Source organism: Thiorhodococcus fuscus (genome assembly GCF_042682685.1).
Taxonomy (GTDB): Bacteria; Pseudomonadota; Gammaproteobacteria; order Chromatiales; family Chromatiaceae; genus Imhoffiella; species Imhoffiella fuscus.
The window spans coordinates 19,712-44,918 of sequence record NZ_JBHUHX010000036.1; the positions used below are offsets into that span (position 1 = coordinate 19,712).

23 protein-coding genes are annotated in these 25,207 nt (G+C 63.8%); 11 read left to right on the forward strand and 12 right to left on the reverse strand.

What is annotated here, in order from left to right; all coding sequences use genetic code 11:
* Nucleotides 1-55: 55 nt before the first annotated feature.
* Entirely contained in the window at nt 56-1,399 is a 1,344-nt protein-coding gene (locus ACFSJC_RS12920) for an O-antigen ligase family protein (protein WP_386027314.1), read from the forward strand.
* On the forward strand, nt 1,396-2,679 hold the full coding sequence (locus ACFSJC_RS12925; RefSeq protein ID WP_386027315.1) for a capsular polysaccharide export protein, LipB/KpsS family: 1,284 nt from the start codon (nt 1,396-1,398) through the stop codon (nt 2,677-2,679). Before ACFSJC_RS12920 ends, ACFSJC_RS12925 begins: the two co-directional genes overlap by 4 nt.
* Before the next feature lie 643 nt (nt 2,680-3,322).
* Here the strand turns inward: ACFSJC_RS12925 and ACFSJC_RS12930 are convergent.
* Nucleotides 3,323-4,450, reverse strand: coding sequence for a glycosyltransferase (locus tag ACFSJC_RS12930; RefSeq protein WP_386027316.1), 1,128 nt, complete (start codon nt 4,448-4,450; stop codon nt 3,323-3,325).
* A gap of 179 nt (nt 4,451-4,629) precedes the next feature.
* Here ACFSJC_RS12930 and ACFSJC_RS12935 point away from each other — a divergent pair, with 179 nt between their 5' ends.
* From ACFSJC_RS12935 to ACFSJC_RS12945, 3 genes are all read left to right on the forward strand, one after another.
* On the forward strand, nt 4,630-5,862 hold the full coding sequence (locus tag ACFSJC_RS12935; RefSeq protein ID WP_386027318.1) for a hypothetical protein: 1,233 nt from the start codon (nt 4,630-4,632) through the stop codon (nt 5,860-5,862).
* Between the two features lie 124 nt (nt 5,863-5,986).
* Complete coding sequence (locus ACFSJC_RS12940) at nt 5,987-6,355, forward strand: type II toxin-antitoxin system Phd/YefM family antitoxin (protein WP_386027319.1); 369 nt, start codon at nt 5,987-5,989, stop codon at nt 6,353-6,355.
* Nucleotides 6,355-6,783, forward strand: a complete 429-nt coding sequence (locus ACFSJC_RS12945; protein ID WP_386027320.1) for a type II toxin-antitoxin system VapC family toxin — start codon at nt 6,355-6,357, stop codon at nt 6,781-6,783. The genes ACFSJC_RS12940 and ACFSJC_RS12945 overlap by 1 nt, the downstream gene beginning before the upstream one ends.
* A gap of 8 nt (nt 6,784-6,791) precedes the next feature.
* Here the strand turns inward: ACFSJC_RS12945 and ACFSJC_RS12950 are convergent, their stop codons facing one another.
* From ACFSJC_RS12950 to ACFSJC_RS12990, 9 genes are all read right to left on the reverse strand, one after another.
* Nucleotides 6,792-7,502 carry a DUF3581 family protein gene (locus tag ACFSJC_RS12950; protein WP_386027321.1) on the reverse strand — a complete coding sequence of 237 codons (711 nt, stop codon included), beginning with the start codon at nt 7,500-7,502 and terminating at the stop codon, nt 6,792-6,794.
* Nucleotides 7,503-7,696: 194 nt separating this feature from the next.
* On the reverse strand, nt 7,697-8,146 hold the full coding sequence (locus ACFSJC_RS12955) for a hypothetical protein (RefSeq protein ID WP_386027322.1): 450 nt from the start codon (nt 8,144-8,146) through the stop codon (nt 7,697-7,699).
* Between the two features lie 11 nt (nt 8,147-8,157).
* Nucleotides 8,158-8,712 carry a chemotaxis protein CheW gene (locus tag ACFSJC_RS12960; RefSeq protein WP_386027323.1) on the reverse strand — a complete coding sequence of 185 codons (555 nt, stop codon included), beginning with the start codon at nt 8,710-8,712 and terminating at the stop codon, nt 8,158-8,160.
* Nucleotides 8,702-10,429, reverse strand: coding sequence for a GGDEF domain-containing response regulator (locus ACFSJC_RS12965; RefSeq protein WP_386027324.1), 1,728 nt, complete (start codon nt 10,427-10,429; stop codon nt 8,702-8,704). The genes ACFSJC_RS12960 and ACFSJC_RS12965 overlap by 11 nt, the downstream gene beginning before the upstream one ends.
* 17 nt (nt 10,430-10,446) lie before the next feature.
* The gene (locus ACFSJC_RS12970; protein ID WP_386027326.1) at nt 10,447-10,794 is read right to left on the reverse strand and encodes a response regulator; all 348 of its coding nucleotides are present in this window, start codon (nt 10,792-10,794) and stop codon (nt 10,447-10,449) included.
* Nucleotides 10,795-10,938: 144 nt separating this feature from the next.
* On the reverse strand, nt 10,939-13,170 hold the full coding sequence (locus tag ACFSJC_RS12975; protein ID WP_386027328.1) for a hybrid sensor histidine kinase/response regulator: 2,232 nt from the start codon (nt 13,168-13,170) through the stop codon (nt 10,939-10,941).
* Nucleotides 13,171-13,179: 9 nt separating this feature from the next.
* Nucleotides 13,180-14,826 (reverse strand): CheR family methyltransferase, encoded by a 1,647-nt coding sequence (locus tag ACFSJC_RS12980; protein WP_386027329.1) that lies wholly within the window; start codon nt 14,824-14,826, stop codon nt 13,180-13,182.
* Nucleotides 14,823-15,935, reverse strand: coding sequence for a chemotaxis-specific protein-glutamate methyltransferase CheB (gene cheB, locus ACFSJC_RS12985; protein ID WP_386027331.1), 1,113 nt, complete (start codon nt 15,933-15,935; stop codon nt 14,823-14,825). The genes ACFSJC_RS12980 and cheB overlap by 4 nt, the downstream gene beginning before the upstream one ends.
* 14 nt (nt 15,936-15,949) lie before the next feature.
* Nucleotides 15,950-17,908 (reverse strand): methyl-accepting chemotaxis protein, encoded by a 1,959-nt coding sequence (locus ACFSJC_RS12990; RefSeq protein ID WP_386027333.1) that lies wholly within the window; start codon nt 17,906-17,908, stop codon nt 15,950-15,952.
* A gap of 411 nt (nt 17,909-18,319) precedes the next feature.
* Between ACFSJC_RS12990 and ACFSJC_RS12995 the strand changes: the two genes are divergently transcribed.
* The 6 genes from ACFSJC_RS12995 to ACFSJC_RS13020 are packed head-to-tail and all read left to right on the forward strand — an operon-like array spanning nt 18,320 to nt 24,130.
* On the forward strand, nt 18,320-21,142 hold the full coding sequence (locus tag ACFSJC_RS12995; RefSeq protein WP_386027334.1) for a monovalent cation/H+ antiporter subunit A: 2,823 nt from the start codon (nt 18,320-18,322) through the stop codon (nt 21,140-21,142).
* On the forward strand, nt 21,130-21,471 hold the full coding sequence (locus ACFSJC_RS13000) for a Na+/H+ antiporter subunit C (RefSeq protein ID WP_386027335.1): 342 nt from the start codon (nt 21,130-21,132) through the stop codon (nt 21,469-21,471). Before ACFSJC_RS12995 ends, ACFSJC_RS13000 begins: the two co-directional genes overlap by 13 nt.
* Entirely contained in the window at nt 21,468-22,994 is a 1,527-nt protein-coding gene (locus ACFSJC_RS13005; RefSeq protein ID WP_386027337.1) for a monovalent cation/H+ antiporter subunit D, read from the forward strand. The genes ACFSJC_RS13000 and ACFSJC_RS13005 overlap by 4 nt, the downstream gene beginning before the upstream one ends.
* Nucleotides 22,991-23,485: a Na+/H+ antiporter subunit E gene (locus ACFSJC_RS13010; protein ID WP_386027338.1), complete on the forward strand. Its 495-nt coding sequence runs from the start codon at nt 22,991-22,993 to the stop codon at nt 23,483-23,485. Before ACFSJC_RS13005 ends, ACFSJC_RS13010 begins: the two co-directional genes overlap by 4 nt.
* A complete protein-coding gene (locus ACFSJC_RS13015) occupies nt 23,479-23,766 on the forward strand; it encodes a K+/H+ antiporter subunit F (protein ID WP_386027339.1) in 288 nt (95 codons plus the stop codon). The genes ACFSJC_RS13010 and ACFSJC_RS13015 overlap by 7 nt, the downstream gene beginning before the upstream one ends.
* Before the next feature lie 16 nt (nt 23,767-23,782).
* Nucleotides 23,783-24,130, forward strand: coding sequence for a Na+/H+ antiporter subunit G (locus ACFSJC_RS13020; RefSeq protein WP_386027341.1), 348 nt, complete (start codon nt 23,783-23,785; stop codon nt 24,128-24,130).
* A 42-nt stretch (nt 24,131-24,172) separates the two neighbouring features.
* Here the strand turns inward: ACFSJC_RS13020 and moaE are convergent, their stop codons facing one another.
* Nucleotides 24,173-24,622, reverse strand: a complete 450-nt coding sequence (moaE, locus tag ACFSJC_RS13025; RefSeq protein ID WP_386027342.1) for a molybdopterin synthase catalytic subunit MoaE — start codon at nt 24,620-24,622, stop codon at nt 24,173-24,175.
* 7 nt (nt 24,623-24,629) lie between these two features.
* Nucleotides 24,630-25,202 (reverse strand): NnrU family protein, encoded by a 573-nt coding sequence (locus ACFSJC_RS13030; protein ID WP_386027343.1) that lies wholly within the window; start codon nt 25,200-25,202, stop codon nt 24,630-24,632.
* Nucleotides 25,203-25,207: the final 5 nt, after the last annotated feature.

A 25,207-nucleotide genomic window follows, 5' to 3' on the forward strand; every position in this document is an offset into this window, starting at 1 on the left:
CCCAGCATCATACCCGCCCGCTCGACAACCGACAGTCTTCACTGGGGTGACACAGGTGGCAAAGCTTCCGGCTTTTCTGGCGCGGATCGATGTGGAACAGCGCATCCTCCGCCTAACCCCGGCACTGCTCGCGGCTAGCGCCGCAACGATCACAGCGGCCTACTACCAGCTGCATGGCCCGATCCTCCACGGGATCATGTTGTTCAGCCTCCTCTGGTGGGTGCTGCGGCTGAGATCCGGACGCGGCATCGGTGCCGACGGATCAACCCGTGTCCTGGTCGGCGTTTTCCTCCTCTATGCCATGGCTGCCGTCATCTCGGCCGGGCGGATCGGCTTCAATCCGGATGCGGTCGACCGACTGGAGAACTTCGTCTACTTCCTCGCCGCCGCCCTGATGCTTCCCTTCTTGGTCCAGGTGCGTCCGCGCCCCGCCTGGTTCTGGGTGGCCGTGGCCATGACCTCCGCACTCTCGGGGATCTATGCGCTCTGGGAGATGCCCACCTTCGCCCATGCCTACGAGCAGGCCACCGGCCTGGTCTATCGCGCGGGCGGCAGCAAGGGCAAGCCGATCCCCTTCGGCGATATTGCGACCCTGAGCGCCGTGCTCTGTCTGCTCGGGGCCAGCACCTTCCAGGGACGTCGACATATCTGGACGATCCTCTTTCTGATCGCGGCCGGACTCGGTCTCTATGCAAGCCTGGTCTCGGGCACGCGCGGGGCCTGGGTGGTCCTGCCGACAGGGCTGCTCGTCATCGGGCTGCACCTGATCCACAGCTACCCGAAGAGACGCCGCGCCATCCTGTTCGGACTGCTGGGTCTCGTGCTGGTGGGCGTCGGTCTCATGGCGCAGTCGGACCAGATCCGCGAGCGCTTCGGCGCGGCGGTGAGCGAGATTCGCGACTATCGGCCGGGGGCGAACGTCGAGGCCGGCAACTCGCTCGGCGAGCGCTTCGAGATGTGGCGCGTCGCCTGGCAAGCCTATGAAGGACATCCGTTGATCGGAATCGGCGTCGGACAGCTCAACGCCTATTTCAAGCAGGCCGCCGATGAAGGGCGCATCTCGCAGGCGATCGTCGAGTTCGACCACGGCAACGGACACACCCATGCCCACAACGACTATATCCATGCATTGGCGACACGCGGTCTGCTCGGACTGGGATCGCTCCTGCTCCTCTATCTGGTTCCGCTCGCCTTCTTCATCCGCAACGCCATCCTGGGTGCCGAGATGTCCGAGCGCGCGCTGGGCTATGCCGGCGTGCTCCTCATCCTGAGCTTCATGCAATACTCGCTGACCGACTCCATCCTGCTGATGCGCTTCACCGCCGGCTATTTCGTCTTGCTGACCTGCTGGCTGCTGGCGATGAACCTGAAACCCCGAGCGAGCGGACAGCCCTCATGACGTCCAAGCCCATCGCCTTCATCGAGCCCGGCCCCAACCTGGTTCAATTCCTCGCGGCGGTCGGCGAACGGCTGGCCCCGACGCACCGAGCGGTCTTCTTCTCGACCCGAGTCAAGAGCCGCAGCCTGCTGCGCCGGCTCGGCCAAGAGGTTCTGCCGCGATCGGGCTCGGCACGCACGGACCAGCCACCCCCGGAGCTGGATACCAAGGCGCTGCTCGCGCGGCTGCGCAAAACGGACGACCGGGCGCTGGTCGAACGCCAGTCACCCGCCCTCTTCCAACTGGCAGGCGCAATCGACGCCTTCCTCGACCAGATCGAGCCGGCAGGCATCTTCCTTTGGAACGGCTCGGGCCTGAGCGCCGCCATCGCCGACCAACTGGCGCGCCGACGCGGCATCCCTCGGCTCTTCGCCGAGAACGGTTATCTGCCGAATACGCTCCAGATCGATCCCGAGGGGGTCAACGCCTTCGCCTCGATCGGATGCGAGCTGGATCTGGACGAAATCCGTGCGCAGATCTACAGCCAGGAACAGACTCAGGAATTCGAGACCCTGCTCGCCGACTACCGCGCCGGTCGGCCGCCACGTCGGAGCCCACCGCCGGGCGGTCGGGTGCGCCCCTCGCCACTCGCCTATCTGATCCAGGCGTGGAACGATTGGGGCGAGCGCGATCCCCGGATCCAGGCCAACCGGCTGATCCCGCGCGCGATCCCATCGCTGCCCGAGCGTTTCGTCTTCTTCCCGCTCCAGGTTCGCAGCGACAGCCAGCTCACCATCCATTCGCCCATCTACGCCAACCGGCTCGACCAGGCCATCGCCGACGTCAGAGAGGCACTCGCCAGCGTCGCCCCTCACCTGAAGTTGGTCGTCAAACTCCATCCGGCCGACCTGGACAAAACCGACTACGACCCGCTGGCTCGGGCCTTCCCCGACCTGATCTGGGTCGGCGGCGGCGACGTTCGGACCATTCTCCAGCGGGCCGAGTGTGTCGTGACCATCAACTCCACGGTTGGAATCGAGGGACTCATCTTCGACAAGCCGGTCGTCACGCTCGGCAACAACTTCTATGTGCGCGAGGGGTTGGTCCATCCGGTGACCGAGCGCGACCAACTCGCCAGCCGGCTGACCCAGGCACTGACCCTACCCCCGGATCGGGAGCTGGTTCGGCAGTATCTGCGCTATCTTTATTTCCACGCCTTCGTCCGTGCCCACTGGCGCGACTACTCGCCCGCATCCCTCGACAACCTCGCGCAACGCATCCGGCGAATGGTTGGGGGTTGAGGCGGTTGCCAGCTACCAGCCGATCATAACCGGGGCTTCGTCCTCCCCTGTCACCTCATTTCCGCAGCAAAAAGCTGCGAAACGCCCATCTATTGAACATGGTATTCATTGACGTTTCCGCAGATGCATCTATCTTGATGACCGTAAGCGGTCGAACGGACGCCAATCTTGAAGGGCGAGAGGTATGATGAACAGTTTTTGTTCGACCATTCCTTGCAACATCCGACAATCAAGGTGATCGATATGACCCAGGAAACAGTGCGTACCAACGAACGCCGGGCATTCTGGCTGGCGCTCGCCATCTGTCTGGTCCCGCTGATCCCCTACGCCCTGCGCGGCGGCGGTGCCTGAGGATCCGAGACACCGTCTCGAAACCAACCCAGCAACCACTACAGTGAAGCCAAGAAACGAGGTGACCGACATGACCCAGGAAACAGTGCGTACCAATGAACGCCGGGCATTCTGGCTGGCGCTTGCCATCTGCCTGGTTCCGCTGATCCCCTACGCCCTGCGCGGCGGATCCTGATACCTGACGCGAGCCGGCGCAACCGGTCCGCAAGACATCCTTCGGATCCCAATCAACGCATTCTCGACGGGGCCATTGGCCCCGTTCTCGCGTTCAGCAATCGGTCATTCCCGCTCCTCACGGCGAAGACCGCCATCGGTGCGGCAGCCCCATGGCATCCAGATAGGCGTCCGCACTCGCCTCGATCTCATAGGGACGCGCGGCCTGACGCAGAAAATCCGCTTCGAGCGGGGCATCCAGGGTCTCCGCCATCGCCACAGCCAAACCCGCGTCGTCACCCACCGCAACCAATGGACCATAGCGTCCCGACCCCAGGATCTCGTCCGGGCCGCTCGGGCAATCGGTGGAGACCACGGGCGTACCGACCGCAAGCGCCTCGATCAACACGAATCCCAGCCCCTCCCAGCGCGAGGTAAAGGCGAAGAGATCGGCGTGGGCCATGTAGGCGTAGGGATTGGGCACATAGCCGGGCAGATCGAAATCCTGCGCGACCCCGAGCTGCTCGGCCAGGACCAGCAGACGCTCGCGCGCGGCTCCCTTGCCGAGGATCATCAGCCGGCAGGGGCGGTCGGCCCGCAGACGCGCAAAGGCCCGGAGCAAGGTCTCGAAGTCCTTGCGGCTGCACAATTCGCCCGCGCTCAGGATCAGCGGAGAGCCCGGCTGCCCGAACCAGGGGTGATCCGGAATCGGCTGGCGCGCCTCGAACAGACTGGCCGGCACCACCGGGGGCGGAACTACACGGATGCGCAAGTGCGATAGCCCCGTATAGGCGGCCATGTCGTCCGCCACGCCCTCGCTAGCAACGATGACCTGATCCGCGAAGGGGTAGAGGCGTCCCATCGACCAGCGCTGAACCCAGCGCTCCAAAGCGCTCCGGCTCGCCAGATCGATCGAGATCGTGGTCCCCGAGCGCAGCACCAGACGCGTCGGCACCCGCGCCAACAGACGGGCGAAGAGGGCGACCCGATTCACCCGATCCTTGTCAGAGAGCATGGCCGCCGGCCGATAACGTCTTAGATAGCGCGCCACCGCCGGGAGACAGGCCAGAGTATGGCGCGATCCCAAATCGATCACCCGGACACCGTCAGGGATCGTATCCAGGACCGGACCGTGCCGACGCACCTTGAGCAGATCGACCCGATAGCCACGCCCTGCGAGTGCCGGAATCAGATGCCGAGCCGCGCGGTCCACGCCGCTGTGACCGGAGGTGGAAAAAAAGCAGGCGATGCGGTTCGGATCGGGCATGGGACACTCGTCGGTAGGGTGGCCAGATTGAGGCGTGAAACCGGGTGAACTCGGCGAACGGGCAATCTTAACCCTTGAGCGTACCGTCAGCCTCCAGCAATCAGCGCCATTCGGATGGACGCCGGATCCGTGACCCAATCATCGGGTGCGAGCGTGAGGAGCCTGTACCATGGAGTCTGATGAGATCGAGCGAGAGTCAGTGCCCCTTGAAACGCTATTCACTGATGCTATCCGGCGAGCTGCATCCAGGGACGCCACGTCACCAGGCCGTCGCCGCATTCGCCGAACTGCTGCGGCTGACCTTGCCGCAGGCCGATGCGGCACTCAACGGACGCCCCCGCAAACTCAAAGACGACCTCACCCTGGAGCGCGCGCAAGCCGCCCAAGCACGCTTCGAGGCAGCCGGAATCGCGTGTCTCGTCCGTGAGGAAACGACCGAAGCGCCCCAGAGCGCGGCGGCCGTCTTCGCGCAGCCCAGCGATCTGGACCTACAGAAGGGCGGTATGCGCTGCCCCAACTGCGGAGAGGAACAACCGCCCGGCGACATCTGCCGCCGCTGCGGCATCGCCTTCTCCAAGTTTGTGCATGCCCGATCGCCATCCAAGACGCCCGAGCGCGCCACCCTCCTCCGTCAAGCGGACGCCAGCGCCTTCCCTTACCGACTGGTCAACCAGCTCACCCTGCTCCTCTTCCTCGCCAGCCTCGGACTGCTGCTTTGGAGCCATTGGCAGAAGGACCAGCTGCCGCCCGCGAGCTTCTACGACAGCGCGCGACTGGTCGAGCCGCGCCAGACCCCGACCGGCACCGAGCCGTTCCAGATCGAGGCCGAGGGCATCCAATACCGCATCGAACCGCTGTTCGACTACGAACTCGACGGCGTGGTGGTCAGCCTGCACGACAGCGACGTCTTCTGGGACATCTACCACGCCAAGGATTGGAAGGACTTCATCAACATCCGCGACCTCTGCGTCGTCTGGGGCGACAACGTCACCAGCGGCGTCTTCCGCGACATGACCTACAAGAACACCACCTGGACCTGCTGGGTCGCCACCGACGACTCAGCCACCGCCCAGCGCTTCGCCTGGAACCAGCTCTCCAACAACCATCTGCTGACCCACAGCGGCTATCTCTACCGCGCGATCAAATCGGCCGAGATCGGCGACCAGATCCACTTCAGCGGCAAGCTGGCCAACTATTCGCACGCCGGCGGATTCAGTCGCGGAACCAGCACCCGCCGCGACGACACCGGCAACGGCGCCTGCGAGACCGTCTACGTCGAAGACTTCCAGATCACCCGCAAATCCAACCCCGGCTGGCGCCTGGTCAACCGCCTCTCCTTCTGGCTCACCCTACTCTCGCTGCTCGGACTGACGATCCTCTTCTTCGTCGCGCCCTACAGGCCCCGGCGCTAGAAACCAACGACAACAGAGACCGGGCCTTCCGAGACCGGCGGCTTGCATGAGACATCGGTGCGAATGCATTCGCATCGCGAATGATTTTTTCTGGTCACGAAGCTCCTGCTTCGTGACCTCAGCCATGAAGCTCTGCTTCACGACACCAAGTCTGCCTGGTAATCCGAGTAGCCTGTTTTACACGCCCACCAAAAAAGTAGTAACGTTTCTATATCAAAAGACAATGCGAGAGGTTGCTATGTCGATCACGACCCTTTCTAGCCGCGAATTCAATCAGGATGTCGGAAAGGCCAAGCGCGCGACGCGAAACGGCCCCGTGTTCATCACGGATCGAGGGCGACCCGCTCATGTGCTCTTGAGTCTTGATGAGTACCAACGTCTGACGGGTACACATCGCAGCATCGTCGATGCGCTTTCGATGCCCGGACTCTCAGATATCGAGTTCGAGCCACCGCGCATCGACATCCAAGGCCGAGCTGCGGACCTCTCCTGATGTATCTGCTCGATACCAACGTCATTTCCGAGCTACGCAAGGCCGGGGACGGCAGAGCCGATGCGAACGTCATACAGTGGTTTGCGAGCGTAGACGCCACGAGTTTCTACGTCTCGGTCGTGACGCTCATGGAGCTTGAGATCGGCATCTTGCGGATTGAGCGACGCGATGCGGCCCAAGGCGCCCGGCTGCGTACATGGATGGATGCTCGGGTGCTGCCCGAATTTTCAGGACGCACGCTGCCGATCGATACCACTGTAGCCCTTCGCTGCGCTCGGCTGCATGTCCCCGATCCTCGCTCCGAGCGGGACGCACTCATCGCCGCAACGGCTATCGAGCATGGGATGACGCTCGTGACCCGAAATCTGGCTGATTTCGAGGCCACGGGCGCTCAGCTGCTGAATCCTTTCCGTTTCGGACCGCAATAGCCGAACGCTCAATCAGCGCCCAGATAGGCCGCCTTTTTGGCCTCGTAACGGTCGACCAACCCCTGTAGCGCCTCCCGATCCAGACCACGCAGGCCGCTCAGGATCAGCGTCTTGGCGCCGCGTCCGATCGGCTCGCCCGCGCTGCTGACCTGGAACTCCAGACGCGCATCGCCGCGGCGGCCATTCACCTCAAGCCGGCTGCCGACCAGGGTCAGCTCCAGATCCGGCGCATCCAGTCGGTCCAGGTCGAACGACATGCGCTCGTAGATCACCAACGGACGATCGGTGTTGATCATGACGCCCTGCTCCTCCATCAGCGGCACCAGGATGTGCGGAAAATTCTGGCCGGAGAAGGCGACGTAGCGCCGCACCAGGGACTCGGCGAAATGCGCATCCCGGCTCACCTCGCCGCTCGATGTCACCTCCAGACAGGACTTGCCAGCCGCATCCGTCACCAATGCGCCACCCTCGACCTGCGCGAAGGTCAGGGTCGTGCCCGCTCCCACCATGCCGGTGAAACGAAACGTCATCTGTCGCGCGATCCCGTGCCGGCTCAGGGCGAGCGCGAACAGCAGGTCGCCCGGCACACAGAAGCGGGGATTGTCTGCGTCGTGGATCTGATTGAAATCGCCGGCGATGTCCTTGGCGAAGGCGCTGCCTTGGGCGGGGGAGATGCGGACGATGCCGGCATCCTCGGTGAAGAAGGGTGACAGAAACATGGTCTGGCGCTCGATGGGTCGATCAGGAAAAGTGCGCGATTGTAACCAGGATCGGCACGATGAGGGCGTCATCGCCCCAATCGTCCAACAGCCGCGTGCCTGAATTTCGTAGGTGCGAATGTATGCGCACCTACATCAAGCGGGCCTGTTTCCGAAAACCCAGATATCGGGAAGCAATCGATGGACGTTCAGGTCTATCGGGGCGATATCGGCGGGTTCGATGAGTCGTCGTCCGCCTCCGTGACGAGTCGGGGTAACTTCCAGGCATCGAGAACGATGATCAGACCGTCATCGGGTGGATGTCCGACACAGGCCAGAGCACGCACGCAGGCCAGGCTCTGGCGGGCCGCCAATAGCGGCGGCAAGGGTCGCAGGGCGCTAGCGGGGAAACGCCAGTGGATGACCGGCTCGTCCACCCGCAGGCTGTGCGGCCCTTCGGGATGGTCGAATTCCAAGAGACGGCCGAGGGTGGCGGCCGCCGACGCCGACGCCGGGATCTGGAGCAGGTCGGCCAGCCTGGGGGCGAGCGGATCCTGGGTTTCGCGCATGCCGAGCACCTTGGTCCGCTCCACGGCCAGCGTCAGGGCGCCGACGCGAAATCGCACCAGATCGATCCCGCTCGCATCGGTCGCTTGCTGGTCCATCGTCCTCGACATCAGCGCAGTGCGCAGCGGTAGTCTTGAAACAGCCGCTCCAGATCCAGGACGATGACCGCGTGGCCATGGTGTTGAAAAATGCCGGTGGCCAGGCCGCGCAGTTGCTCCGGCAGGGTGTCCGTCGGCGGTCGAATGGATTCCTCGACGATATCCAGGACATCCTCCACCCGATCGACACGCAGGCCGCTGCGCATGGGGACATCGTTCGTACCGCGACTCTGGCCCAGCAGGATCGCCGCGCGACGGCTATCGGGCGCGTGCGGGCATCCCAGCAGGTCGCCAAGACGAATCACCGAGGTGATATCGCCGCGCACGTTGATGACGCCTTCCAGCGAGGGCGGACAACCCGGCACGAAGTGAATGGTCGTCAGCGGCAGGATTTCGGCGACATTGCCGCCAGGAAAGGCGAAGAGCATGTCATCGATGGCGAAGATGACGAATTTGACGGTCGCGGCCTCGACCTCGACGACGCTCTGATCGGCATCGCGACACGGATCCAGAGCCGATGCCAACGGGTCTTGTTCGCTCGGCCCGCTCGCCGTGCTAATGCTCATTGCCCATCTCCCCCAGAGGATATTGATTCGCCGACTCGATCGTGGTCGTGGCGATCACGACCCGATTCCGGCCAGTACGCTTGGCCCGATAGAGCGCCCGGTCTGCGGCATCGACCAAGGCGGAGGCAGTGCCGAATTGCGGATAGGCGGCGATGCCCGCACTGAAGGCGCAATGGAATTCGACGCCGTCGGCGAAAAAGGACACCTCGGCGAAATCGGCCCTCAATTCGTCGATGATCGATTGCGCATGCGCGGCATCCACACCGACCAGGATGATCGCGAATTCCTCCCCGCCATAGCGTCCCACCAGATCGGCCTCGCGCAGTCGCAGACGTAGCGTGCGGCTCAGGGCCATCAGCACCTGATCTCCGACCGGATGCCCGTAGGTATCGTTGACGGATTTGAAGTGATCCACGTCGATCATGGCCAGACACAGACTGGTCTGACTCCGACGGCACGCGGCCTCGGTGACCTCCAGCAACTGGAGGATGGTGTTGTGATTGAAGAGTCCGGTCAGACCGTCGCGAATCATCAGCGAGCGCAGGGTGCGCATGCGCTCCGCACGCAGCTTGACTTCGGCAATCAGGCTCTCGGGCGCGAGCGGCTTGGTGAGAAAACCGTCGGCGCCGACTTCCAATGCCTTGAACTGACGGTCGGCATTGGTCTCCGAGGAGACATAGATGATCGGCAGGCTGAGGTAACCGGGCATCTGGCGCAACACCCGCGCCAGATCCGGCCCCGAGCAATTGGGCATGTAGAGGTCCATCAGCACCAGGTCGGCATCGAAACCATCGAGCGTATCGGGCACGCGTTCGGGCTCGTTCGCCACCCGAGTGACCATCCCCACCTCTTCCAGCACCATGGAAAAGAACTGGGCCACGTCGGGGTCGTCATCCACGATGAGGATATGGTAAGGCTCGGGAGGACTGCGGTTGGTCAGCTGGTCGAGAACCTCCGCCATCTCGACCGCATTGACGGGTTTGGCGCAGTAGGCGCTTCCACCGGACTGGACCGCCTGCAATCGGGCGCTGAAATCGTTGCGGCTCGATATGAAGACACAGGGAACCGGCCGCTCGATGGCGGCGTTCAGTTCCGCGATGACTGCGGGGCCTGCGTCCTGGCCTTCCGGGAACATCACGTCCATGATGATCGCGCTCGGACGTTCGCTCTGAAAGGCCTGACGCAGGGCATCCAAGGTCACGAAGGGGATGACCTGATAGCCGAAGCAGCTCAGTTGACCAGACAGCTCCTGGGCGATGACCGAATCGTCGTCGCACAGATAGACCAACCGCTGAAGCCGCCCCCTGGTACAGGCATCGACCGACTGACGGGCGGGAATCTCGAAGCTCGGCCCCGGGTCGGGACAGGCGGCCGCCTCGAGCGCGAGGTCGAGCGCCTCCAAGGTCCGCAGTCCCTGATCGAGATCGAGAATCAAGCGCTCCGTCACCCGTGCGTCCTGATCCAGCACCTCGCGCAATGCCTGCTCGGCGGCCTTGGCCGATGCGTTGATGGAGCCGAAACCAAAGGAGGCGCCAGACCCCTTGATGGTGTGAAAGATGAGATGGAGCGCCTCGAGTTGCGCACGCGGGTCGGCCCCAGGGGTCAGGCCGGCGAGCAGTTCGCGCGCCTTGGCAAGGCGCCCCGGAAACTGCTCGATAAAGGACTGACGCAACCGCTGTTTGCGCTCCCGGAAGGACTCGGTCTTGCCGCTGGCCATGTCCGTTGCTCGTGTATTTAGCGCTGTGCGATGACGCGGGGAAGATCCGTCTCCATCGAACTGTCCTTCATCAGGCAAGCCAGAAGCCCTGGCTGTTGCGCCGCCAGCGGCTGCGGATCGTCGCCGGTGAGTAGCACGAAGGGCATCGTCAGCCCTTGACCGCGCATCTCGTCGAAGAGTTCCAGCCCGTTCATCAGGGGCATGTGCATATCCGCAACCACGAGGTCGAAAGTCGCGGTGCCGCTGAGCACCTCCAATGCCTCCAGGCCCTGTTCGACGAGCCGGCATTCATGTCCGGCGTCCTCCAGAACGGCGACCGTCATCTCCCCGGCTAGTGGATCGTCATCGACGACAAGAATATGCATCGGTTTCCAAACTCTCTCTCGTGATCTAAAGATGCGTGTGCCAGGTCGGGTCGATAAACCGCACCCAGCCTTGCTCGATTGGCGTTCTCGACAGCGACGCCTCCCAACACAGAACGCCGCCGATCGGAGTGCGTTCAAGTCGGCTCACCCTAGCAGATTGCGCAGAGTCTCGACCAGACTGGACTGATTGAAATCGCCTTTCACGATATAGGCGTCGGCCCCCACCTGGATTCCACGCTGCTTGTCCTCCTCCTTCTGACGGGAGGTCACGATGACGATCGGGATACCGTGATAGCGATCGTTCTCACGCAGCCGGGCGGTCAGGGAAAAACCGTCCATGTTGGGCATGTCGACATCGGTCAGCACTGCATCGAAGTGGCCGCCCACTGCCTTCTGCCAGCCATCCAGCCCATCTTCGGCCAGGGTGACGCGATAGCCATGGGCCTCCAGAATCTCTTTCTCGATCTCGCGGGTGTTCCGCGAATCGTCGACGACCAGAATCTGCTGGCCCTGGCCCATCGGAGGCTTGTCGCCCGTGTGTGCTGGCTCCGTCCCGGTCAACGTCTCACCACGGACGCGGCGGGCGGCGGCCAGCAGTGCCGGGGCCTGAAGGACGCTGACCAGCTCGTTGGTCCCAGTGACCACCATACCGGCCACCATGCCCAGACCGCGCAGGTGTTCGGGCAGGGGTTTGATGACCATGTCGCGCTCATCGAGAAGCCGATCCACGACCAGCCCCAGCTTGGACTGATGGACCTTGATCACGACCACCAGATGGGACTCGCCGTCAGCGCCTCGATCCGATTCAGCTCCGCCTGCGGCCCCCGAGGGTTCTTGTAAATCCAGGAGTTCCGCCAAGGGGATCAGAGGCAGGAACTCGTTGCGCAGGACGATGGCCGGACGATCGGCGATCTGGATGGTCTCGTCGCCGGGGATACGGATCAGCTCCGCGACATGCTGGGCGGTTAACCCGAACGACTGGCCTCCGACCTGGAACAGAAGGATGCGCATCATGGCGAGCGACAGCGGAAGCTGGATACGCATGAGGGTCCCGTTCCCCGGACGCGAGGAGACCGACAGGGCGCCCTGGAGATCGTCGACGATGGTGCGCTTGACCACGTCCATGCCCACACCGCGACCGGAAACATCGGTGATGATGGCGCTGGTGCTGAAGCCCGGCTGAAAGATCAGCTCCGCGACCTGATCGTCGTTGATCGCACTCGCGCTGGCGGAATCGATCAAGCCCTTTTGCACCGCCTTGGCCAGAATCTTGTCGCGATCCAGCCCGCGACCGTCATCGTCGATCTCGATCAGGATCCCCACCCCCTCCTGACGCGCCGACAGACGGATCCGGCCGAGTGGCGGCTTGCCCGCAGCCTGGCGTTCTTGAGGAGACTCGATCCCGTGGTCGATGGCGTTGCGCAGCAGATGCACCAAGACATCGCTCAAACGGTCGATGAGATGGCGATCCAGCTCGATTTCGCCACCGCTGATCTCGCAATGCACCTCCTTGCCCAAATCCCGACCCAGTTCGCGGGCAACCCTGGCGACGGGATCGAAGACGATCGCCAAGGGCAGCATGCGCATGATCAAGGCCCGATCGTTGAGGTCGCCGGTCAGCAGCTCCTCTTCCAGGATCAGGTCGCGCAGGCTCAGCGTAAAACGATGCAAGGCCGCCGCCTGTTCGGCCAACCGCGTCGCGTCGACGTCCGGCGCGGCGCGCGTGTCACGCAACATCGATTGAAAGGCGGCATCCAAGGCCCTCGCCTCCACCAGCTTCTGGCGGAATCGCCCCTGGCTGGAGACGACCTCGCCCATCAGCTTGATGAGCTCGTCGAGCTTCTCCATACGCACGCGCACGGTCTCAGGGGCGCGAACGCCGGCGGACGATGCGACAGCGGGAGCGGGTGATCCGGCCTCGGGTTCGGGGTCAGGGGGGGCGGGGGCGGCCGCGCCCGGACGCTCATCATCCGCCGTGGAGGGGTTACCGGTGGCGGCCTGGGCGAGCGCAGCGCACAGCGCCTGATCCGGCGGTGGGAGCTGTCCGCCGCTCGGCTCCACCTGCTCGACGAGCGCGCTGATGGCATCCACCCCGCGCATCAAGAGGCCGCCAAGCTCGGGGGGCTGTTGAAGCTTGCCATCGCGCAGCGCCCCCAGCACCTCCTCCAACTGATGGGCGGTCTCCGCAATGCTGTCCAGCTTGAGCATGCGCGCGGAGCCCTTGATGGTATGGGCTGCGCGAAAGAGTCCGTTGATGGTTTCGCCGTCGAGCGACCCGCCGGCGGACAGCGTCGCCAACCCGGTCTCGAGTCGAGCCAGATGATCGCGTGCCTCGCCGGTGAAGCGACCGAGGAATTTCTTGATATCGAGGGCCATGACCGCGCCTCAGGCCTGCATCGCGTCGAGTCGGGACAATCGGGTCTCGCAGAGCAGACGCAGATCCCGAAGCGAGTAAGGCAATGCCAGTAGCACGACATCTTGCACGCGATCGACGTGCTCGCCGTATTGGACGGGGCTCGCCATGTCCAAACGCTCCAATTGATGCAGGACGATCCGATACTCGCGCCGCGCCAGATCCGACTGCCCGTCCTCGCGGTAGATCTCGGCGAGCCGAAAGTGGGCCTGCCAGGCATCTGGACGATGGTAGATCGCACGGCGCAGATGGCCGATCGCCCCTGCCACATCCGCCTGTCCCAGGGCGATACGGGCCAACAGCAGCAAGGCATCCAGAGACCAGGGATCGATCGCGAGCGCTCGCTCCACCGCCGCGCTCGCTGCGAGCCTGTCGCCACGTTCCAGTAGGATGTGCGCCAGAAGCGTCAGGTCTTGGATGCGTGAGTCAAGGCCAGCGCACAGTGGGGCAAGCCGGTCCAAGGCGTCGTCGAAGCGCTCGGACTGGGTCAATGCCAATGCCTCTTGGTAGACGGCCTCCGCAGACGTGGAAACCGGAACCTCGGCCCTTGCTCCAACGGGCGGCGCAGCGATCGGTGTCTCTACGAGGGATTGCGCGAAGACTGGATGTTCGCCAACCGCTCGAATCGGGTCCACACCCGACTCTCGCCGGTCGGCGTCGCCCCTCAAAGGTGGATCGCCGAGCATCGCCGGGCCGGCCTCCGGGACAGCGTTCGGTCGCCGGTTGGAGATGTCCGATGACGCGAGCTCCACCGCCGCGCCCGTCACTGGTCCAAGACCGGATTCGAGCGATGGTTGGAGGATGGGTCCATCCGCGCACGCGTTCGCGAAGAAAAACACCCCGTCTAGCTCGCGCAGCGCCAGAACCCCGAGGTCGTTGGCCAGCGTCTCCGAGATCCCGACGATAAGATACCCCCCTGGATTGAGCAGCGATTTGAGCCGACGCAGAACGAACTCGCGGGTCTGCGCGTCGAAATAGATGGAGACGTTGCGGAAGAACAGCACATCCTGACCCCGCAAATCCGCCGGATACTCGGGTGCCAACAGGTTCAGTTGCTGGAAGGTGATCTGGCGGCGGATACCTTCATCGATTCGACGAAGGCTTCCTTCGGCGGACGTGAAATAGCGCTCGATCAAAGCCGGCGACAGGGTGCGAAATGAAAAGCGATTGTAGATGCCCGCGCGCGCGCGCTTCAGCGCGGCCTGATCGACGTCCCCGGCATTGAGATCGAAGAGTCGATCGGCGAGTTCGCCATAGCGTTCGCGCAACGCCATCAGGATGGAATAAGGCTCCTCTCCGCTGGAACACCCGACCGACAGGATCCGGATCGGCCGACCGGGTTGCATGCGGGCGATCAGCTCGGGGCAGAAACGCTCGGTCAACAGATCCAGGTGCTGAGGCTCGCGGTAGAAGTAGGTCTCGTTGATGGTCAGCAGACTGGTGAGCGTCTGCAGTTCATCCTCATCGGTACGCAAACGCTCCAGGTAGGCATCGGCCGAGTCTGCGCCAACGCGTGCGATGCGCTTGGCGAGCATCGCACGCCATGCGTCGCCGGACTGTTCGGTCAAATGCAGTCCAAGTCGTTCCTTGATGAAGGATTGAACCGCTTGGAGATTCATGGCGTCACGGCCTGCCGCGCCGCCGGCGGGAAACGTGCGAGCCAACCGAGCTCTTTGGCGATGGCATCCAGCGGAAGCACGGACTGTACGGCGCCGGACAGGATGGCCTCTCGGTTCATGCCGAAGATCACCGAGCTGCCCTCGTCCTGACCGATGGTGATGCCGCCCGCGCGACGGATATCGAGCATGCCGCGCGCGCCGTCGCGACCCATGCCGGTGAGAATCACGCCCACCGCTCGGCGGCCGTAGACCTCGGCCACCGAGGCGAGCAGACGGTCGCAATTTGGATGATAGATATCCGACTCGGCACAGGGCGTCAGCTGGATACGCTGGTCCGTGCCGATGGTCATGTGAGCGGATGGATCGGCCAGATAAATGCACCCAGGTCGCAGCGGCTCGCCCTCCCGAGCGACCGCGACGGTCAGCGGACAGAGATCGTTCAGCCAGCTCGCCATGGCCTCGGCGAAGCCCTCGGAGATGTGCTGCGCGATCAGAACGGGGGACGGGAAGTCCGCAGGCAGTGCGGGCAGCAGGCTGGCCAGAGCCTGGGGACCGCCCGTCGACGAGGCGATCGCGAATACACGCCCCTGATCGGTGCTCGCCTCCTCGCAACGACCGGCCTCCGATGCAGAGGGAGCGCGCATGACAGCGCCTGCCAGGATCGGGGCGACAGACATTTGAGGCGAGATATGCGTCGGAGCGACCGCTTGGCCCCGGCGGATATGGCGGATCACCGGAACGCCGGCGAGCATCTTGAGCCGGGCCGCCAACGCGCAACCGTCATCGATGGTCGGCTTGGAGGTCGCCTCCAAAGCGCCGCGCTCGACCGCCAGCATGGCGTTGCGCGCATCGGCCAGGTCGGACAGCACCAGGATGGGCGTGGCCCGAACGGCCATGATCTCCTCGATGGCGGTCATGCCGTCCATTTCGGGCATCTGCAAGTCCATGGTGACGATGCTCGGTTTGAGCGACAGCACCTTCTCGACCGCCTCGCGACCGTTTTCGGCCTCGCCGCAGATCCGCAGCCCAGGTTCGTCTTCCAGCATGGCGCGAATCAGCGCCCGCACCGAGCCACTATCGTCGACCACCAGCACGCTGATCGGCTGCATGTCGCCCGGTTCCATCAGTCGGTCCGCGCGACGGGATCGGCCGAGTCGGGCGCCGCCGTCGCCGGTTCGTTCAGAGTGAAGCGGTCCATCTGGACCTTAAGATTGACGGAGAGCTGGGTCATCTCCTGAGCAACCTCAGAGATCCGCCGGACCGACTTGGCGGTGTCGGAACTGGCGGTCACGATCTCCCTGAGCGCCACCACGACCTGACTGCTCGCGGTCCGCTGCTGCTGGGTCGAAAGGCTGATCTGCTGAGCGGAACTGGTGGCTTCGCTCGCCGCCTGAACCAGATCCTGGAGGAAGGAAGCGGTGCGCGAGGAGGCCTCCATGCCCTGATCGATCCCGACCGTGCCCTTTTCCGAGGTGATCACGAGACGGCTGATGGATTCCTGGATTTCACCGACCTTGCGCGCGATCTCGCTGGTGGATTCGGTGACCGAATCGGCCAACCGACGGATCTCCGCCGCCACCACACCGAAGCGTTTACCCGCCTCGCCCGCCGAGGCGGCCTCCAGCGCGGCGTTGAAGGCAATCAGCTTGGTCTGATCCGCAACCGTGTCGATGATCTCCATGATCCTAGAGATCTCCTTCGATTTGCTGCCGAGGTCGACGATCTCCTTGAGCGAGTGCTGATTGTCGCGGCGAATCTCCTCCATTTTGCCGACCAGCTGCTGCATGGCCTCCGAACCCTGACGGCTGCCATCGTAGGTGCGGCGGGCGACCTCGACCACGGAGCCGGAGTACTCGGCGATCTGACCGGAGGACGCAGAGAGCTCCTCCATGGTCGAGGTGATTTCCGACACCGAGGTCGACATCTCGCTGGAGGTTGCCGCCTGACCGTCGACCGCCTGGGCGATCTCGCGCGCGGCGGTCAGCACCGAGGCGGCGTCGGACTCGACCTGGGACACGAGCCCATGCAGATGATGGCGCATCTGGTTGGTGACCTGGGCCAGTTCAGCCAATTCGTCGCGTCCCTTCAGCACGATCTCGCCGGTCAGATTGCCCCCGGCCACGCGGTTCAAGCCCTCGGAGACCCGGAGGATACGTCGTGCCAGCACGCGTGCGGTCAGGATCGCGATCATCAAACTGAACAGCAGCATCAGAGCGCCGATCAGCCAGGCCTGGTGGGTCGCCCGAGCCTCGACGTCAAGGTAATGCAGGCGATCCTTGGCCACCTCCAGGACACCGAGCGGAGCGCCGGCATAGTCCTCGACCCGCTCGGCATACACCACCATGGGGAGGCCGTCGATCTCGACTCGCTTGTATTGCGGGGTCCCGTCAAAGGCGGCCTGCAGGCTGGCGGTATCCAGGAACGGCTTATCGCCCTTGGTCATGGCAAAGGTTTCGATCTTCCCGTCGCGAAACACATGGAGCCCGGCCTCCACCCCATGGGCCTTCTTGAAGGCGGCAAAGAAGTCCGGACCAAAAGACATGCCGAATTCGACTGAGCCCAGGTGGCGTCCTTGATGGAACACCGGCACCACGCCGCGAGCACCCAGTCCGGCGACCCCGGACTCCAGACCGCGCTGTGGCTTCAGCTTGGTATTGGTATCCACGACCGAATGGCGAAAACTGGAAAGATCGTCGCCGTATTTCTCGACCTTGTGCAGCCGCAGAAAGGAGGTCGCGGGCGGTGTGTGGAACTGGAACTGGACGGCGCCGTAGTCGTGCTCCAGGACCTTGAAGGGCGGAAGCAATTGCGCTTGCAGCCAGTCCCGATCGCCCGCTGCGAAATGCTGCTGGACCTCGGGGATATTGGCGACAAGCGCACTCATCGCCCCGGAGAGACGGGTCTCGGCCGCAACGTCGTCCTGAATGGCCTCGAAGTATTGCTGCAGTTCAGTCCGCTCCGCTTCCAGGAGCACATTGTCCAGACCGCGCAGATTGAAGAAGGTCAGCACCGAGACGGCGAGGAGGATCGCGGCCCCGACACCGATGAGGTTGTTGGCCCAAAGACGGAGATTCGTGAACATCGCGGGACTCTTGGTTATGACGGATACGCTCGCCGAACGGCTCCCAAAGGACCTTGGCGACCTCCAACAAAGACCCTCCACCGTAGAATGCGGTGAGCGTGCGAACCGCATCTTTCGCGACCGATGCGGTTCGTTGCTCACCACATCCTACGATAGGTACATTCTTTCGCGGAGATCGCCTTCAAGATGGGCAACCGAACGCTCATAGCACGAAGCAACCCCAGAGGATGAAGGCGTGCTCTTCAGGGTAGCCACCTCTGAGCCGGACAGCCCGGACGCTAGCCGCAAGTTCGCCCGGGGTCAAGGCGCGACGGGGCAGAACGCCGATGAGCGTCCGAACGGCACGTGCGGCATTCGATGGTATCCTGGGAAGCACGACAGGAAGCAGCCCACATCACGGAACCCTCGCGCATGAATCTGTTGTTCGTCGTGCTCATCCCTCTGATGGGCGCTGGTTTGACCGCCTGGATGTCTCGTTTCGGCCGGCTATGGTCCGCTTGGACGGCCGGTCTGGTGGCATTGGGCGCGCTTGGCACCCTATCCCCGTCGATACCGATCGCCTTCTCTGGCGAAACGGTGATTCAACGCTGGTCCTGGATCCCTGACCTGGGATTGGATCTGGCCTTTCGACTGGATGGATTGGGCCTGGTCTTCGCCTCGATGGTGCTGGGCATCGGGCTGCTGGTCATCCTCTACGCCCGTTACTATCTCACCGCGACCGACTGCATGGGGCGCTTCTACGCCTATCTGCTGCTCTTCATGGGATCCATGTTGGGCGTGGTGCTGGCGGAGAATCTCATCCTGCTGCTGGTCTTCTGGGAGCTGACGAGTCTCTCGTCCTTTCTGCTCATCAGCTATTGGCGTCACGAGGAAGAGGCCCGCAACGGGGCACGCATGGCCCTCGCCGTGACCGGGCTGGGCGGACTGGCGATGCTGGGCGGTTTCCTGCTGCTGGGCGAGATGGTCGGCAGTTACGATCTGTCCGTGATCCTGGCGGCGGGCGATCAGGTCCGCGCCGATCCGCTCTACACGCCCATGCTGGTGCTGATCCTGCTCGGGGCCTTCACCAAGTCCGCGCAGTTCCCCTTCCACTTCTGGCTGCCGCACGCCATGTCGGCGCCGACGCCGGTATCGGCCTATCTGCACTCGGCGACGCTGGTGAAGGCCGGAATCTTTCTGATGGCCAGGCTCTTCCCGGTGCTCTCGGGCACGTTCGAATGGAACCTGCTGGTCATCGGAACCGGGCTGACGACCCTGCTGGTCGGTGCCTGGATCGCGCTCTTCAAGCACGACCTCAAGGGACTGCTGGCCTATTCGACCATCAGCCACCTGGGACTCATCACGCTGCTGTTCGGACTGGGGACACCCTTGGCGGCCGTGGCCGGGATCTTCCACGTTATCAATCATGCGACCTTCAAGGCATCGCTGTTCATGGCGGCCGGTATCATCGATCACGAATGCGGCACGCGCGACATGCGGCGAATCAACGGACTCTGGCGCTACATGCCCTATACCGCCAGTCTGGCGATGGTGGCGGCGGCGGCGATGGCCGGCGTGCCGCTGTTCAACGGCTTTCTCTCCAAGGAGATGTTCTTCGCCGAGACGGCCGATTTCTTCTCCGAGCATCCCTGGGGCTGGCTGCTTCCGGTGGCGGTGGCCTTCGCGGGCATCATGGCCGTCGCCTATTCGCTGCGCTTCATCCATGACGTCTTCTTCAATGGCGACCCGATCAATCTGCCGCGCAAACCCCATGAACCGCCCTTTTGGATGAAGGCGCCGGTCGGAATCCTGGTCGCCATCTGTCTGGTAGTCGGCATCTTGCCTGCGCTGACCGTGGCCCCTTTGCTCAAGGTCGCGGTCACCAGCCTGCTCCAAGCGCCGCCGCCCGAGTACGACCTGGCGATCTGGCATGGATTCGGCCTGCCGGTCGTCATGAGCGTCGTCGCGCTCTTCGGCGGGATCGTGGTCTACGCCGGTCGCCAGCCGCTATTCGAAATGGCCGATCAGATGTCGGGCCGGTTTGGCGGACGGATGCTCTTCGACCGGCTGCTCGACGGTCTATTCGCCCTCGCCCGCCTGACGACCGGTATGCTGGACACCGGATCCCTACAGCGTCTGATTATGCTGTTCCTGGTCTCGGCGCTCGGATTGGGTCTGGCCGGGGCCATCGGAAGCGGCTCGCCGCTGACCGGCGAACGCGGTCTACTGACGCCGGACGGCGTGAGCATCTTCATCGCCCTGGCCCTGTCCATGGTGGCCGTGGCCACCCTGCTGCTTCACCGACTGCGGCTCACGGCGCTCATCGTCATGGGGGCGCTGGGTCTGTTGGTATCGCTCATCTTCGTCAAATTCTCCGCCCCCGACCTGGCCCTGACCCAGCTCACGGTGGAGGTGGTCACCATCGTGTTGCTGCTCCTGGCGCTCTATGTCCTGCCACCGCGCAGCCCGGCAGAATCGCCGCTTTGGCGGCGTCTGCGCGACCTGACGTTGGCCCTGCTGGTCGGTGGCGGTGCCGGAACCTTGGCCTGGTCGATCCTGACCCGCCCCTATACGCCCATCTCGGACTATTTCCTGACCAACAGCGTGCCTGGAGGCGGCGGACACAACGTGGTCAACGTCATCCTGGTCGACTTCCGAGGCTTCGATACGCTGGGCGAGATCTCGGTACTCGCCCTGGCCGGATTGGGAATCTACGCCATGCTCCACAAACTGCATCTGCCAGGACCGACGTCCAATCCTCAGGGCCGTCCATGGAACTGGGACAGACATCCCACCATCATGGCCGCTCTGGCCCGATTGCTGTTGCCGCTGGCCCTGCTGGTATCGGTCTTCATCTTCCTGCGCGGACACAACCAGCCCGGCGGCGGCTTCATCGCCGGGCTGGTGACGGCTGCGGCACTCATCATGCAATATCTGACCAATGGGGTTGAATGGACCCATCGACGTCTCTCGGCCAACATGCACCCCCTGATCGGCGTCGGTCTGCTCATCGCCACCGGAACCGGGCTGGCGAGTCTGGCATTCGGATACCCCTTCCTGACCTCGACCTTCACGCACATCCACTGGCCGCTGTTGGGCGACTTCGAGCTGGCCTCGGCGATGGCCTTCGACCTCGGGGTCTATCTGGTGGTGGTCGGCGCGACCCTGTTGATCCTCGTGCATCTGGGTATGATGCACCGGGTCAGTCACATCCCAGTCGGCACGATAACGGAGAGCGCGTCATGGAAGTCCTGATGAGCGCCATCATCGGCGTTCTTACGACCATCGGGGTCTATCTGACCCTGCGCGCCCGAACCTTCCCCCTGGTGATGGGGCTGACCCTGCTGTCCTACGCGGTGAACCTCTTTCTCTTCGCCACCGGGCGGCTTTCCATCGGCCGGCCGGCGATCATCGCGGACACCGCCAACGGTTATACGGATCCGCTGCCGCAGGCGCTGGTCCTGACGGCGATCGTCATCAGTTTCGCCATGACCGCCTTCGTCATCATGCTCTCGCTCAAGGCCCATGCAGAACTGGGTACGGATCAGGTCGACGGCCACCGCGATGAGGAGAACGTCGCTTGAGCCATCTACTCATCCTCCCTCTCGTCCTGCCGCTCCTGGCGGGCACGCTCCTGCTGCTTACGCGCCGCTGGCTGTCGCTCGACGTGCGGCGCGCCATGAACCTGACCGCCACCCTGGCTCAGGTGGCGCTCGCCATGCTGGTGCTGATCCAGGTCGATTCGGGCGAGATTCTGGTCTACGCACTGGGTAACTGGCCCGCGCCCTATGGCATCGTGCTGGTCGGGGATCGGCTGGCGGCTTGGATGCTCCTCGTCACCTCGGCGCTGGCCAGCTTCGCACTCCTCTACGCAATCCAGGGAACCGATCGCGGTAGCCGCCATTTCCATCCGCTGTTCCAGCTACAGCTCTTCGGGCTCAACGGCGCCTTTCTGACCGGCGATCTCTTCAACCTCTTCGTCTTCTTCGAGGTCCTGCTGCTGGCCTCCTACGGTCTGCTGCTGCACAGAGGCGGGGCCGAACGCACCCGCGCCGGGCTGCATTTCGTAGCGCTGAATCTGGTCGGATCGACGCTCTTCCTGTTCGCCGCCGGCACCCTCTACGGAACCCTGGGCACCCTCAATCTGGCCGACATGGCGGTCAAGGTGACCGAGACGCCGGCCGAAAATCTGGGGCTGGTACGCGTTGGCGGGCTGCTGCTGCTCGGCGTCTTCGCCCTCAAGGCGGCTGTGGCCCCGCTGCATCTGTGGTTGCCGGCCACCTACGCGGCGACCTCGGCACCAGTCGCGGCCCTGTTCGCCATCATGACCAAGGTCGGCATCTACTGTCTGCTGCGAATCGGTACGCTGGTATTCGGCACCGACGCCGGTCCAGTGGCCGGGCTCTATGCCGACTGGCTGCTGCCCCTGGCGCTGACGACGCTGATCCTGGCCACGCTGGGCACGCTGGCGGCGACCGGATTGCGTCGCCAGATCGGTTATCTGGTGCTGGTCTCGGTTGGTCTGCTGCTGACCGCGCTGGCCCTGGGAAGCCCGGACGCCACGGCGGCCGGACTCTATTATCTGGCCCACACCACCTTCGCGACGGCGGCGTTCTTCCTGCTCGCCGACCTGATCGCGAATGGACGCGGCAGCCATGCGGATCGTCTGACGCCCGGACCGGCGATCCCGGCAGCAGGACTGATCGGCGGACTCTTTTTCGTCGCCGCACTACTGGTGGCGGGCCTGCCTCCGCTGTCCGGCTTCGTCGGCAAACTGCTGGTGCTGCGCGCAACACTGGAGACCCCCGTTTGGCCTGGGCTGATGGCGATCATTCTGATCTCATCGCTGCTCGGCATCGTCGCGCTCGCGCGCTCGGGCAGCCTGCTCTTTCTGCGCGCCGAGGGTACCGGTTCGGCGGCGCCTTCGACCCGCCGCACGGCATCCAGAATCACGCCGATCCTCGGACTCATGGGGCTCTGCCTGAGCCTGACGATCTGGGCCGATCCCATCCTGAGATTCGTGACCGAGACCGCCGAGCAACTGCTGCATCCAGGTGACTACATCCAGGCGGTTCTCGCCCCCGACGCAGGAAGGACGCTCTCATGAAGCTGAAACTGCTGCCCCACCCCATCCTGACGCCCACGCTGACGCTCATCTGGATCTTGCTGTCCAACAGCTTCGACCTTGGCAATCTGCTGCTCGGACTGCTGCTTGGCTGGGCCATCCCCATCTTCACCCTACGCTTCTGGCCCGACCGCATCCGTATCCATCGGCCGCTGACGCTGCTGCGCTTCATCGTCCTGCTCCTCCACGACATTCTCACGGCCAACCTGACCGTCGCCTGGCTCATCCTGCGCGGATCGCGGCGGGTCGCGCCCGGATTCGTGGTGGTTCCGCTCGACCTGCGCTCGGATCTCGGGATCAGCCTGCTGGCGAACACCATCTCGCTCACGCCTGGGACGGTCTCGGCCTGGCTGGATCCGGAGCGGCGCAATCTGGTCGTGCACGGACTGAACGTGCGCAACCCGGAGGCGCTGGTCGAGAGCATCAAACAGCGTTATGAGACGCCACTGCTGGAGATCTTCGAACCATGCTGAATCCCGCGAGCTTTCTCGACCTTTCCATCTCCATCGCCTTCGGACTGGTGACGGCCGCATTGGCACTGACGCTCTGGCGACTGCTGTTCGGACCGGACAAGCCGGACCGCATCCTGGCGCTCGACACACTCTATGTGAATGCCATCGCCCTGCTGGTGCTGGTCGGCATCCATCTGAACTCGGCGCTCTATTTCGAGGCGGCGCTGCTGATCGCCATGATGGGATTCGTCGGAACGGTCGCGTTCTGCAAATACCTGTTGCGCGGCGACATCATCGAATAGAGGGGGATAGCAGCGAATGGCCGATTCCGTGCTCGACATCCTACTCGCCGTGCTCATCCTGCTCGGCGGGCTCTTCACCTTCATCGGCTCGCTCGGACTGGTGCGGCTACGTGACTTCTACAGCCGGCTGCACGGCCCAACCAAGGCCACCACGCTGGGCGTCGGCAGCCTGCTGATCGCCTCCATGATCCATTTCAGCCTTCGGGGAGAGGGCCTGAGCCTGCATGAGCTGCTGGTCACCTTCTTCCTCTTCATCACGGCGCCGGTCAGCGCGCACCTGCTGTCCAAGGCTGCGCTCCATCTACGAGTGCAGTCGGTGGCGAAGATGCCGGCAATCATCGAGGAGACGGAGGGAAGGGACTGAATACAGTCTGCTGGTGCGAGATCCGCAACGATCAGAGTCGGCTCACCAACGCTCGGCGGCAGCCTGATCGGTCGAGCGTGCCTCGACCCAGCGTTCACCTGCGTCGGTGACCTCTTTTTTCCAGAATGGCGCACGGGTCTTGAGGTAGTCGATCAGAAATTCGCAGGCGCGGAAGGCGTCGCCGCGATGCTGACTAACAACACCGACGAAGACGATCGGATCCCTGGGCTCCAGGATTCCGACACGATGGACGATGCAAATTCCCTCCAGCTCCCAGCGCTCGGCGGCCTCGTCGGCGATGGCCGCGAGCGCCTTCTCGGTCATCCCAGGATAGTGTTCGAGCCGCATGCGCGAGACGCCGAGTCCGGCGTTGAGATCGCGCATAAGCCCAACGAAGCTGACCAGCGCACCGATCCGGGCATTGTCCCCGACCAGCGCCGCCTGCTCGGCGGCGCTATCGAAGGGCGCGCTCTGAACCCGGATTCGATGCATGACCCGGTCAGCCGATGGGTGCGACACCGATCAGCGCCTTGTGCAGCCAGAACATGAAGAGCAGATAGAACAGTAGACCGCCGACGATGGCGATGGCGTCGTTTAGGGGACTCGGTGGCGCGCCCTGGACCGGCGGACCGACCCGGTGCTTGAGTGAGATGCGATCGGCGACGGCCCAGGCCAGGAAGGCGCCGAACAGCAGGATGTCGGCCAGGGTGCCGTTGGCCAACAGATGGGCAAAGGCCCAGATCTTCACCGCGAGCAGCATGGGGTGCTTGACCGCAGTCTGGATACGGCCGGGCAGATAGGCGGCGAACAGCAATGGAAAGACGGGCAACATCAGCAGCAAGGTGATATGACGCATCCAGGTCGCGGGATCGTAGACCAGGATGGGGGATTGGCCCGCCATGCCGAAACCGGAGAGGATCAGCATGAAGCCGATCAGCGACAGGATCGCGTAGACGGCCTGCCAGGGCACGACCCCGAAACGGGCGACGATGTTGCCCCTGAGGTCGGGTTTTATGATGGAGATGGAGTGCGTCCCCAGGAAGAGGATCAAACCCAGTATGAGTACGGCCATTGGAT